The sequence below is a fragment of the Arthrobacter stackebrandtii genome (assembly GCF_017876675.1).
Lineage (GTDB): Bacteria > Actinomycetota > Actinomycetes > Actinomycetales > Micrococcaceae > Specibacter > Specibacter stackebrandtii.
On record NZ_JAGIOI010000001.1, the window covers coordinates 4,010,267 to 4,022,425 of the forward strand.

General features: G+C 67.8%; 7 protein-coding genes. 2 read left to right on the plus strand and 5 right to left on the minus strand.

What is annotated here, in order from left to right; all coding sequences use genetic code 11:
* Window positions 1-8: 8 nt before the first annotated feature.
* The gene (locus JOF48_RS17605) at window positions 9-1,361 is read right to left on the minus strand and encodes a DUF3604 domain-containing protein (RefSeq protein ID WP_209682978.1); all 1,353 of its coding nucleotides are present in this window, start codon (window positions 1,359-1,361) and stop codon (window positions 9-11) included.
* 82 nt (window positions 1,362-1,443) lie between these two features.
* Between JOF48_RS17605 and JOF48_RS17610 the strand changes: the two genes are divergently transcribed.
* A protein-coding gene (locus JOF48_RS17610) for an IS3 family transposase (protein WP_209682981.1) occupies window positions 1,444-2,645 on the plus strand; the annotation gives its coding sequence in 2 pieces (ribosomal slippage) (window positions 1,444-1,696 and window positions 1,696-2,645; 1,203 coding nt in all).
* Window positions 2,646-2,987: 342 nt separating this feature from the next.
* Window positions 2,988-3,575 carry a recombinase family protein gene (locus JOF48_RS17615; protein ID WP_209682984.1) on the plus strand — a complete coding sequence of 196 codons (588 nt, stop codon included), beginning with the start codon at window positions 2,988-2,990 and terminating at the stop codon, window positions 3,573-3,575.
* Window positions 3,576-3,630: 55 nt separating this feature from the next.
* Here the strand turns inward: JOF48_RS17615 and JOF48_RS17620 are convergent, their stop codons facing one another.
* The 4 genes from JOF48_RS17620 to JOF48_RS17635 all read right to left on the minus strand — a co-directional run bounded on the left by JOF48_RS17620 (window position 3,631) and on the right by JOF48_RS17635 (window position 12,143).
* Window positions 3,631-4,326, minus strand: a complete 696-nt coding sequence (locus JOF48_RS17620; RefSeq protein WP_209682987.1) for a DedA family protein — start codon at window positions 4,324-4,326, stop codon at window positions 3,631-3,633.
* A 136-nt stretch (window positions 4,327-4,462) separates the two neighbouring features.
* On the minus strand, window positions 4,463-5,473 hold the full coding sequence (locus JOF48_RS17625) for a hydroxyacid dehydrogenase (protein WP_209682990.1): 1,011 nt from the start codon (window positions 5,471-5,473) through the stop codon (window positions 4,463-4,465).
* A 140-nt stretch (window positions 5,474-5,613) separates the two neighbouring features.
* Window positions 5,614-7,455, minus strand: a complete 1,842-nt coding sequence (locus JOF48_RS17630; protein ID WP_209682992.1) for a hypothetical protein — start codon at window positions 7,453-7,455, stop codon at window positions 5,614-5,616.
* A complete protein-coding gene (locus tag JOF48_RS17635; RefSeq protein WP_209682995.1) occupies window positions 7,452-12,143 on the minus strand; it encodes a hypothetical protein in 4,692 nt (1,563 codons plus the stop codon). Before JOF48_RS17635 ends, JOF48_RS17630 begins: the two co-directional genes overlap by 4 nt.
* Between the last annotated feature and the right edge of the window lie 16 nt (window positions 12,144-12,159).

The window sequence follows — 12,159 nt, forward strand, 5'->3', positions numbered from 1 at the left end:
GGCAGCCGTCAGTTGTTGACGAACGTGGGCGAGGCCCAGGCGTACTGGTCGTTGTGCTGGCGCACCCGCGCGTAGTACTGGTCTCGCGGTGCGTCGGTTCCTGCATCATTGAGCTCAAGGTGGACATGGCGGGAGGAGTGGGGCACGGCGCGGTGCATGAGCATGGCGCCGGTGAGGAAGCCTCCGAGGTATTCGGTCTGCGGCCCGCGCAGGAGCTCGCCAATGGTGCGGAGGGTCTCCTTGCCGTTGAACGTCACGGACAGGACGGTGTCCCGGTCCCCGATGACGTGCAGGGCCATTTGCTGGGTGGCGTCGGTGGCGACGTTGGGGTTGCCGTGTGTCTCGGTGTTGAAGGAGACATGTCGTGCATCCTGCTGGTCCCAGCGGGAGAAGCTGAAGCTTTCGGGCTCCTGTGCGCTGGGCTCGACAATGTCGTAGCCGTGGAAGCGCGGCTCCACTGCCTCGATCCGGCCGCCCCTGATCTCGATTCGCACGTCCCATTCGTTGCGGACGCCGACTTCTCCCCAGCCAACGCTGACGGCAAGCATGCCGTCAAAGTCAAAGGAGTCTGTGGCCTGCGGACCGGCCTTGGCGATGACCTCGTTGTTGCGCATGACCTCCACGTAGTCCACGGTGTCCCCGCCCAGGACCTCGACGGCGATTTCCCGGGTCCCGGGGTTGCTGTACTGCGCCCCCATGGGGTTTCCGTCGATGCTGGTGGCCAGCATGATCCGATCGCCGGTGACGGCGTAGGTGCGGCGGTTCTTGATGGCATCCCAGATCCCGTCGCGCGTCAGTTCCTGCGCCCAGACCATGGCGCGGCCGTGGCCGTGGGAGCCGGGGTGAGCGCTGTGGTGGTCGGTGGAGCCGATGAAGCCGAAGGTGTTGCCCAGTTCCAGGCCTCGGTCGGCCATGGAACTGGCGTCGCGCGGGCCCATGGTGTGGAGGTAGTTCCGGGGTGCGTCGGCGCTTTCGCCGCAACCGTGCATGGACATCATCTCCACGACCGGTGACAGCTCGGGATCGTAGGTGTTCCAGTTGATGCCGCGTCGGTCCGCGCGGTAGCCGATGTGGTGCGGGATGACGAACGCCTCCAGCCCGGCCCGGCCAAGCCCGCGCAGCACCTCGCGCAGTTCCTCCAGGCTCTGCGCCTGGGCCGGTTCCAGCGGCCCGGTGCCGGACTTGTAATAGACGCAGTGGTCTCCGTACGTCATGGAGTGCCATTCGAAGGAGAGCAGGGAGACAAAGGAACCGTCCACGTTGACCTCCTCGGTCAGCCGCTGCACCTCGGGCCAGTGCCCCCGCAGGCGTTCGAAGCCGGCGCTGTGGTAGTCGCTGACATGCGGGGGTTCGGACGGCATGTCGTGCCAGGCGGCGTGGCCGGTAACGGTTCCGAATGCGCCCGTATCCTAAATTGAGACAGTGTTTAGGAGAATTTGTTTCATGGCTAGTCGTCGTAAATTCAGTCCGGAGTTCAAGGCCGAGGCTGTTGAGTTGGTGATTTCCTCGGGCCGTCCCATCGTCCAGGTTGCCAAGGAAATTGGTATCAGTGATGGATCACTGGGGAACTGGGTGCGGGAGTGGAAGGAAGAGCATCCCGAGGCCGGATCCAAGGACCCTGGCCCGGTGGAATGGGCGAAGTACAAGGCCCTGCAGGCTGAGAATGCCGAGCTAAAACGGGAGATCGAATTCCTGGGAAAAGTCAGCGCCTTCTTCGCCGCGAAGCAACGATAGACGACTATTACGAGTTTATTCGGCAGGAGAAGGCACATTACAAGGTTGACTGGATGTGCCAGCAATTGAAGGTTCCACGGTCCTCGTACTACCGCTGGGCCAAGCCCCAGGAACCGACTCCGACGCAGCTGCGCAACGAGAAGCTGACCAAGGATGTGTGCCGGGTCTTTGAACGGGAGAAGGGCATGGCCGGGCGGGACCAGATCACCACGATCCTGGGCCACGAGGGCATCCCGGTGGCGACGGGAACGGTCGGGACGATCATGAACAAACACGGCCTTCGGGCGGTCCGTATGCGGGCGTGGAAGAAGACCACAGTCGTTGACCCTGCAGCCAGGACCGAACACATCAAAAACCACATGCTCGATGCCGACGGCAAGCGGGACTTCACTTCCACGGTGCCGGGAGCCAAGCTGGTCGGCGACATTACCTATTTGAAAACGGACTCGGGCTGGCTGTATCTAGCCACCGTCATCGACCTCGCAACACGGATGGTGGTCGGATGGTCCATGGCCTCACACATGCGCACGGAGCTGATCATTGACGCCCTCAAAATGGCCCGAGATCACGGCCGGCTGCATCCAGACGGCGCTATTTTCAATAGCGACAGAGGATCTCAATACACTTCCGGTGACTTCCAAAAATGGTGTGCCGGCAACAGTGTCACTCAGTCCATGGGTGAGGTTGGGGTGTGCTGGGACAACGCGGTCGCCGAGTCGTTCTTCTCGCATTTGAAGACCGAGATGTACCACCACCACAATTTTCCCCATCACATGGCGGCACGGACCGCGGTCATGGAATACATCGAGTCTTGGTACAACAGGCGCCGGCCCCATTCCTACAACGAGGGCCTGCCGCCGGCGAAGGCTCTGGCGGAATACCAAATCAAGATCGAACAAGCAGCAGCGTAAGAAGAAAAATCAATCAAACTGTCTCACAAACTTGACGGGAGCAGTTGGTTCCCACTATTCAGGATGCCCAACCTGGCTTGATGGGAGGACCGCAGGTACTTCGCGAGAATTGCAGCGACGTCAATTTGGTCACTGCGATGAGGATCTACCCGGGTAGAGCGGGCTAGAAAGTCTTTCGGAACTGATCAGCAATACCGTCCCGCAAGACGGTCGTCCAACGGACACGCCAGCCGTAGACCTGCTGTTTTGCTAATGGCGACCTATGAAAAGTCCGCATAGCGTGTACGGTGACCTGTCCGATAAAGGATCCCTATGTAACGCACTGATCTACATTTTCAGATCATGGCCGGTTACGCACGCGTGTCCACGGAAGAGCAAGGCATCAACGCCCAGCGTGATGCCTCGGCCTCCCTCGGCGTTGACCCCCAACGCGTCTATGTTGATGATGGCCTTACCGGCAGGAACAAGAATTGCCTAGGACTTCGCGAATCCCCCGCCGCATGCCTGGCCGGAGATAACTTCGTCGCTACCAAACCTGATCGTCTGGTCCGGTCCGTCAGGAACGCCCGCGAAATGGCCGGCGACCCTGCCAGCCGCGAAATCAAACTCAGCATGGGTGGTTCCGACCATGACCCCACCCACCACTTGCGCAAACTGCTGTTCAACGTCCGGGCGATGATCGCCGAATTCGAAGCCGACCTCACCAGCATGCCCACCCGCGAAGGAATGAAGGCCGCTAAGGCTGACAGCTGGCTCCGGGGAGAACAGCCAAAACTCAGCGTGAAAAAAGAAGCCCATCTCCTGGAATTGCACGATGCAGGGAAATACACCATGACCGAAACGGCCGAACCATTCTCGATCAGCCGATCCACCATCTACCGAGCCGTTGACCGCGGACTACACAGGGCAGCTGCACCACTACGCGACTGAGACATGAATTGCCCTACCGATCCTCCTCAGGCCCCGAGCTGCGGCCGAGCCGGCGCTACTTGACGCCGGCGCTTTCCTGCACCGCGGGGCTGGTCTGCGTTTCAGTCCCGGCACCGCGTGCGTCCCCCTCACGCCAGCCCGTGGTCGCATCCACTCCATCCACCAGCCTGCGCCTGCGGAGTGCGGCCGACACCCGGTCCAGCACGATGCCCAGCAGGCACGCTGCCACCACGGCCACCGTCAGTGCCAGGATGGGGTTCGCCGCAAACCAGGACCCCGCCAGCGCCCCGAGCCCGATGCAATAGGCGGCCCACAGGGACGCCGAGACCGCTGATATGGCCACGAACTTCCGGCGCGGAAACCCAGTGGCGCCGGCCGTCAGGTTCGCCGCAACCCGGGCAACCGGCAGGAACCGTGCCACCATCATCATGGCCGCTCCCCGGCTCTCCAGCTGTTTCCCGGCCGCGGCAAATGATTTCTGCATGAAGGGCCGGCGCATCCAGCGAAACCGGGTGGTGCCCAGGGCCCGCCCCATGGCGTAGGCAAGGTTGTCGCCCGCGAAAGCCCCCACGATGGCGGCCGGCGCCAACATCCACAACCCGGCCCAGCCGTGGGAGGCCAGCAGCGAGGCCATGGCGACCACCAGGACTTCGCTGGGGACTGGCGGGAAAAAGCCGTCCAGCAGGGCACAGGCCGCAACCACGGCGTACGCCCACGGCTGACCGGACGCCTCCTGCAGGAACTCAATCATGGGCGTGGCCCTCGTGCGGAAGCGTAGGAAGGATCATGTCTCCAACGCTACGGACCGCAGGGGCGCGCCACCATGGGGGAAACCCCCGGTTTTACCCCGGGAATTCCCCCGGGCCCCGTCGACGGCGGAGGGCGGCTTACGCCGTCAGCCCGCGCTGCTCCGGGGGCAGCCTGAACTTCAAGGGTTCTCCCCGGCCCAGGCGGTGGGCCTCGGCCACCGTGCTCATGGCCATGCGTTCAAGTTCCGTGCCGAGCGATCCCGCCATGTGCGGGGTGAGCAGCACGTTTGGGTGCGTGAACAGGCCCGAGTCCGGGGGCAGGTCCCAGGGCGTGGTGACGTCCAGGACGGCGTACAAGTCACCGCGCTGGATGCGCGCAAGCAGTGCGTCCTGGTCCACAATCTCCCCGCGGGCGGTGTTGATGAACGTGGCGCCGGATTTGAATCCTGCAATCAATTCGGCATTGATCATGTTCCTGGTGGACGGCAGTGACGGCGCATGCAGGCTGACCACGTCCGACGTGGCGCACAGTTCCTCAAGCGTTACCTTCGATGCCCCCAAAGCTGTTGCCTCGGCGTCGGACACGAAGGGGTCCGCGAGGACCACCTCCAGCTCATACTGCGCCAGCAGCCGCATGACATGGCGGCCGATCTTGGAGGCGCCAATGATGCCCACGCGCTTGTTGTAGTTGCCGAGGCTGGGGAACTCGGCCTCCGCGTGGACCATGGTGCGCTGCGCGTGAACCTTGCGGCCCACCTGCAGCACCCGCTTGTTGGCCAGGATGACCATCGCCACGGTGTACTCGGCGACGGGGACGGAGTTGGCGTCGGCGGCCGTGCTGACCTGGATGCCGCGCTCCCAGCAGGCTTCGCCCACGTGGTATTTGACGGTGCCTGCGGAATGCAGGATGTACCGGAGATTGGGTGCTGCATCGAGTACGGCGGCGTCGATCATGGCGGTGCCCCACCCGGTGATGAGTGCCTCGGCCTCGGCCAACAGGGCAAGGGATTGCGGGCTGGTGAACTCGGTCATGGGCTCGCGGCTCAGGAGGTCGGCCCCGGAGTCGAGGGCGTCCAGGACCCGTGGCGGGAAAATGCCCGCCGCCACATCCTCGGGCATGGCCAGCGCAACCTTGATACTCGTGCTCATGTTCGGCTCCCCAATGTTGCTGCCTATTCGTTCCCGGTGCGGACCCCGTTCGGGGATTCCGCTGCACCTAGAACGCTACCAGCAGCGCGCCGGCCGGCCAGGGGCGATGACGGCGTGGCGGGCGCGGGACCGCCCGCCCGTCACGGGGTCGCGGCGTCGTACCGCAGGCCGGATGACACCTCGCCGAGCCAGGGCCGTTTGCTGCGCCCGCGCCACACGTAGCTCCTGCCGTCGTATCCGCGGGCGAGCTGGTCGGTGATGCGCACGTCGATGCCGCTGCGCGTGACCTCCTCGTCGTTGACGTCGCGCACCCCGGCCATGATGGCGCCCTGCGCCCCTCGCCTGGCGCCCGTTTCCGTGGCCAAAATGCGGGCCTTGCGCAGGATGGGGAGGGTGGTTCCGTCCTGCCTGACCGCCACGAGCGGTGTCCACGTCTGCGCCACCGGCGTCGACAGCCGCCAGACGAGTTCGTGGGGGTCGGCGGTGTCCGGCTTCGGCAGCCCAAACTCCGAGTTCAGCCAGGGCCTGTCTATGGCGCGGCCGGCGGGGCCCATGATGCGGCGTTCGATGCACCAGCCCATGTTGGCGCCCTCATCGCGCTGCAGGGCAATCTGTTCCAGGGGCGGCGATTCAATGGGTGCAAGTGCCGAAGGCAGGACGGCCAGCAGCGGCACGTCCTCCAGCCCGCGGCCCAGCGTTGCCGACGGCTGGAACATCCGCCCCACGTTGTCCGACGCCTGCCACGCACTCGTTCCGACCAGGGTGGCGACCCCAAAGTTGTCCCGGACGATGACCCAGTCGATGCGGGCGACCCCGCCCACGGGCAGTTCCACCGGTGCCAGGAACCAGTCGGGGCTGAAGACCGTGGCGAAGTCCACGGCCGCCATGCGGACCAGGTCCGTGGGCCCGGCGGTGCCGCGCCCGAGGGACAGTTGCGAGTCTTCAAACTCCCAGAACCTGTTTGAGGGCATCCCCTCAAACACCAGGGGCGCCGGCAGGACGGTGCGCACATGGCGTCCGGTGCTGCCTTCGGAGAAGCCGTCCCCGTCGTGGGGATCCGGCGGCGGCGCGTCGATGCCCTGTTCCCGCTGGTACTGCGCGGCCAGCGTTTCCGCCGCGGGGCCGGCGATGTCCAGCGAGCTCCAGGTCATGCCGGTGCCGTTGTATTCCGGCGCCTGCATCAGCACCTGTTCCGCGGCCTGGGCGGGGTTGACGGCGGCGGCAAAGCTGTCCACCGGCAGTGGCGGCGCGGCGATCGTGAACGAGTATTCCAGCGCCGGGTTCGACCATGCCGGCACGGCGGTGCCGGCAACGCCCCAGTCCTCGACCATCTCCCGTTTCCAATCATCCACCGCCGCCTGGACCGCGGCCGGGTCGGTCCCGCCGAGAGCCTGCGCCGGAAGCGCCCCCGCGCCGTCGAGCAGCGAGAGGACCTTGGCCCCGTCCAGCACCTTTCCGGCCAGCAGTGCGCGGTACCGTGCCTCCACCGCACCCTCCACGATGTCGGTGCTGGGTTCTGGCGGCTGGAAAAGCACGTTCGGGAAGAGGTCCGCCAGCGTGTCGGCCACGGCGGCGGCCTGGTGCCTCTCAAGGTGCCGCCGCAGTGAGCGCCCGGCCTGGACGGCGGCCACCCACGGCGTCTCCTGCCCGCCGGCGGCGCCCGGCCGCAGCACGGGTTCGGCCTCAACCACGGCCTCCAGCGGCTTCGAGGATTCCCCCACCAGGGCCACCCGCGGCTGGGCCGCCGGATCCGCACCATCGCCGGGAACCGTTCCGCCTGGCAGGTAATGGGTGAACCGCGTCCAGCTGGAGGCGATGTCCACGGCGACGGGCGAGCCGCCGTCGTCCCCGCTCAGCTCCCCCAGCTGCCACTGCCGCAGCAGCATCCACAGCGGGTCTGCCATGCCGGCGGAGAGACCCGGGTCCAGGTCCTGTGTCTGCGTGTGGGGCTCGAGTCTCTTCCACATCGTGTAGTTGTTCACGGCGCCAACCTCATCACGTTCTTGTAGGCCTTCTCGGTCAGCAGCCGCCGCAATCGGTCCTCGGTCAGCTTCGCCAACGGCGTCATCGCCAGCACGGAGGTGGGCGGGTCCGGCAGATAGATCAGCGGCAGGAATTCGCCCAGGCCCGTCTGCTGCAGGTCGTCCAGGTCCACGCCCCGGATCTTCGCCAGCTCAACGGCCTCCCGCACCGTGTCCAGCATGAGCCGCCACGTCCACGGCACGCCGGGGTTTGGGGCCACGGCCGGGTTGGGGTGGACGGCCAGCAGGATGCTTTGCGGGGCCCGCGCGTTGGGCGCGTTGTAGTTCAGTGCCAGCCCGGTGGCGGCCGTGGGGGCCGGCAGCACCTCGGCCACCTCATCCAGCACCAGCAGGTGGGTGGGTCTTCCGTCCGGCACGGGCACACCGCTGACGACGGCGTGCACGTGCGGTTGGGCGGGCCGCTTCCAGCGCCGGATCGTGTTGGGACGGGCATCGGGCCCGGGCGGGTCCGCCTCCTCCAGCGGCCCTCCGAGCCAGGCCAGCGCAGGCGTGGGAGGCAGGTGCATGGCCGTCAGCCCCGGCACGGGGCGCCCCGCCGCCTCCGCAAAGCTGCTCAGGTCCACGAACTCTGCCATGGCAGGGCGCACCCTTGAGGTCCGCACGAGCCACCGCTGCAGCTCCAGCTGTTCCACGCCCACGACGGCGGAAGAGTCCAGGCCCAGCTCCAGCGAGGGCACCACTGCATCCCCGCCCAGGCGCCGGACCACCTTCACCAGCGTGTCAATGGCGGTCTTCGACTGCAGAAGCCCGTCCAGCGCGTTCTCCCAGTTGTCGACGCCCACCACCGCCGGTCCGGCATCGGCCGCCCCGCCGCCCGGCACGGTGGAGGTGGCACTGTTCGGCCGGCCCTGGCCCAGCAGGACAAAGACGTCCCTGACGACTGCCCCCGCTGAGGATGCCGCGGCCAGTGCCTGGCTGGTGCTCACGCCGGAACCGGCCACCACACACCCGGGAAAACCGAGGGCGGCCAGCGGAGCAAGCAGCGTGGCGGGCACCTCGACCCCTTCCAGCGGGACGGGAACCGAAGTGCCGTCGGACGGCGTCGCCGACGCGGCCAGCACGCCGGCAATGCCTCGAACAACCGCGCCCAGCTGCGCCTTCACGGCCCCAACCAGGCCGGAGAGTTCAGCGGGTCCGGGCGCCGGCGCCGTCCAGCTCCGGCTCGGGCCCAGCGTGGGGTCCGGGTGGGGATAATCCAGGTCTGCGGGCACGGCGGGACGCGCCTGGGACAGCACCGAGGCAGCCGCACGCGCCATGTGCAGCAGCGCCGGATCCACCTGGCACCGGGCGTCCAGGGCACACCCGCCGCTGGGTCCCGGCACCGATTCCGCCACGACGTCCAGGGCACACAGCCCCAGCGAATCCAGGGGCACCACGGCGCCCTCCGCCGCGCCGGATGGCGCCGCCGTCCAACCGGTGGCCGGGCCCAGCATCCCCCGCGCCCATTGTTCGGCGCCGCGGGCAAGCTGCGCCCGCGGCGCAGCATCGTTCCAGCCTGAGCCGTCCGGCTGCCCGGCAGACCCGTCCACGGAAAGCATGAGCCGGTGCGTGATGGTCACCCCGCTGCGAGGTTCCGCGGCGACGGTGATGTCCGGCAGCGGGGCGCCGTCGGCAGCCGCAGCGAAGGACGCCCCGGCATGTTCCAGCCTGCCCGACGAAAGTTGATGCACGCCGTCGGCCACCAGGAGGTCGGCCACCGACTCGATGGCATCGCCCAGCTCCTGCAGCGCGGGCCCGGTGCCCTCCAGGCCGGCCATCCCCGCCAGTGCGGCCCTCCCCGTCCAGGCATCCAAGCCGTCCACCACCTCCGGGGGCACGACGGCGTCGTCTCCGGCCGCAGGCTCACCCGCAGCGCCCGACGTGCGCCGTTGCGGGAAAAGCTCCCGAAGGATGCCCACGGCAGTTTGCAGGCCGCTGCTGTTGAGCCTGCGTTCAAGCTGCTGGCCGAGCAGCGCCCCCAGCGGCTGCCCGTGCCCCATTGCGGCCACGATGTCCAGGGCGGCCCGCACCCGCTTGGACGTCAGGTCCATGCCGGCCAACGAAGAGCCTCCTCCTGCGTGGGCGGCCTCGGCTGCGCGCAAGATGCCGGCGGTCACGGCCTGGGGCAGGGACGGGGCGTGCACATAACCCAGCGGATCCGCGGGGATGCGCAGCTCGGGCGCATCCGGCACACCGTGCGCCTTCAGGTGCTCCACCCACGCATCCGGGACGGGCCCGGTGCTGCCGGCCGCCGTCGCCTGGGCTCCCGCGGCAGTGCTTTGCGGCCTGATGTTGACCAGCACGCCCCATGCCCCTGCGTGCAGCCCCAGCTCAGTTCCCTTGCGGAGCGTCGCCAGCCTGCTGGTGGCCAGGGACGTGTACCAGGCGTCGAGCCGGTGGCTGGAGGCGGCCAGGGTTTCCGAGGTCATCCGCGTGTACTCCGCGTCGCTGAGCCCGGCCTCGGCCAGTGTCCACAGCGCCCGGCGGGTTCCGGCCAGGGTGTTGACTTCCTGCCACGGGTGCAGGATCGCATCCGAGGCGAGGACTCCGCCGTGGATGTTGACGGCGTCATCCCAGACTGCGTCGTGGATGCTCAGGCCGGCCCCGGCCGCAGTGACCATGCCGGCGGCCGTCGCCACGGCCGACAGCTTGGTGTTGTACACGCTCCCCATCTGGACCGCGGCGGGGTCTGCACTCTTGTCCGTCTCCGGAGGCAGCACCATGGCCGCCCTGAATTCAACGTCGTTGACCACGCTGAGCAGCAGTTTGGCGTCCAGTTCACCGGCTGCCTCCAGGGCCCGCTCGGCCACCACATACAGGAGGTCGTCCGGCGGGTTCGGGTCTGCGGGCGCCGGCGCCCCGAACCCGTGGCGCCAGGTGCTGCGGCGCAGCAGGGCCCCCAGATAGTCCGACGGCGTCACCCGTGCCCCTGCCCTGGTCGCCGTTTGTGCCACGGCCCTGAGCACGGGGAGCTGGCCCCGGGTGGACATTTCAACCAGCAGGGAGCCGTCGAAGTAGTCGCCGAGGGTGGCGGAGAGAACCCGCCGCACAGCGTCCAGGCCCAGCGACTTGACCAGGGACGAGTCCTTGGCCACCATGCCATTCAGCAACGCCAGCGGGTCAAGGTCCCTTCCCGCAGCGGCACCGAGGTCCAGGGCCCTGGTCATCATGCCGACCATCGGCCCCACCACGTCCCGGAGCCACCAGCCCGCCTCATGCGGCACCGGCGAACGGCCGAAGATCGTGAACATGGCAGCCGCGGCATTGGCGGTGCCTGCGGCCATGGTGGGCACGGACCCGGCAGCGCGGGAGAAATACCAGCGCAGCTCATTCAGGGTGTCCAGCAGGCTGCCCTGCAGCCTGTCTTCCCCGGCCACACGGACCCAGCCCGAGGTTGCCATGACGGGCAGGATTCCGTAGGGGTTGCTGCCGATCCGCAGTGGCTGGATGGGGCCGTTGCTGCGCACGAACGATGTGGCGTGGGTGCGGGCAAAGAGCAGCGTTTCCTGCCGCAGGCGGGCACGCGCATTGCCGGGTTGGGGATCTTCGAAGGTGCGCCGGGCCAGGTCGCCCAGGGCCTGCCCCAGGGTGACGGGAAAGAACGCCCCGGTGAAGTTGCGTGAGTACCACGCCTCCCGGCCGGACGCGCCGGAGAATCCCGCAGCCGTCCCCGGCGGCAGGCCGAGCGCCGCCTCAAAGACCGTGCCGTCGGCGGCACCGCCGGCGAGGGCGGGCACGGCCGGGTCGAGGGGCGCCGGGGCCGCCGCCGTTTCCGTCACGAAACGGAAGCCGTCAAATTCGTCCTGTTCCGCCGACCACCCGCTGGGCGCACCGCCCAGGTTGTTCGTGGCGGCTCCCTGGGCCACAAATCCGAGTGGCGCGGCGGCGGCGTGCCCGGACAGCAGTCCGGCAACGAAGTTGGCAGTGCTGTCGGGATCGGCACTGCCCACGCCGAACACGTACAGCGCCTGCAGTCCGTGAAGTGCAGCCGGCGTGTGGCTCCCGGAAGCCGCCTCTCCAGTGGTTTCAAGGTCGATTTCCGCCGCCATTCCGCAGGCAAGTGCCGCATCAAAGTCGCTGACCCAGCGGGCCGGGTCTGCCTTCGGCACCAGCTGGGCGTCGGCGGGATCCAGTGCGTGGTCGGGATCCGCCGGGGCAAGCGGCAGGGTGCCCGGCACCCCCTCAATGTGGTGCACAAAAGCCAGCCCTCCGCCGTCGTTCTCCCCGACAACCACCCAGGAATCCGGCAGCAGCACGGCATGCGGCACGTCCGCGGCCGCGGCGGGAACAGACCCGCCGCGTGTCTGCAGGGCCAGGTGGACGGCCTTGGCGCTGCCCACGTGGCGGACGTAGAGCTCCCAGGCTGCGCCGCGGCGCGCAGCGTCCTCGGCCGTAGCTCCGGCGTGGTCCTGCTGGGCCTGCCAAAACGCGGCTGCTGCCGCAATTTCCGCCTCGCTGAAGGCGGGGCTGCCTCGGTCGACGGAGAGGTCGTCGGGATAGATGCGAAGGCGCAGGGTGGCGATCTCGGGTCCGTCGGCGGATTCGCGGCGCGTGCCGAAGCGGGTCTCCAGCCGGACGGGCAGGAGCGCCACGGGAACCGTGGTGAACAGCCTGTCGAAGAGGTTGTCCGGCGGTGGCTGGGGTTGCATGGGAGGCTCCGTTCAG

Coding starts and splice junctions, on each gene's coding strand:
- JOF48_RS17605 (WP_209682978.1), bottom strand. CDS start 1,361: ATGCCGTCCGAACCCCCGCATGTCAGCGACTACCACAGCGCCGGCTTC.
- JOF48_RS17615 (WP_209682984.1), top strand. CDS start 2,988: ATGGCCGGTTACGCACGCGTGTCCACGGAAGAGCAAGGCATCAACGCC.
- JOF48_RS17620 (WP_209682987.1), bottom strand. CDS start 4,326: ATGATTGAGTTCCTGCAGGAGGCGTCCGGTCAGCCGTGGGCGTACGCC.
- JOF48_RS17625 (WP_209682990.1), bottom strand. CDS start 5,473: ATGAGCACGAGTATCAAGGTTGCGCTGGCCATGCCCGAGGATGTGGCG.
- JOF48_RS17635 (WP_209682995.1), bottom strand. CDS start 12,143: ATGCAACCCCAGCCACCGCCGGACAACCTCTTCGACAGGCTGTTCACC.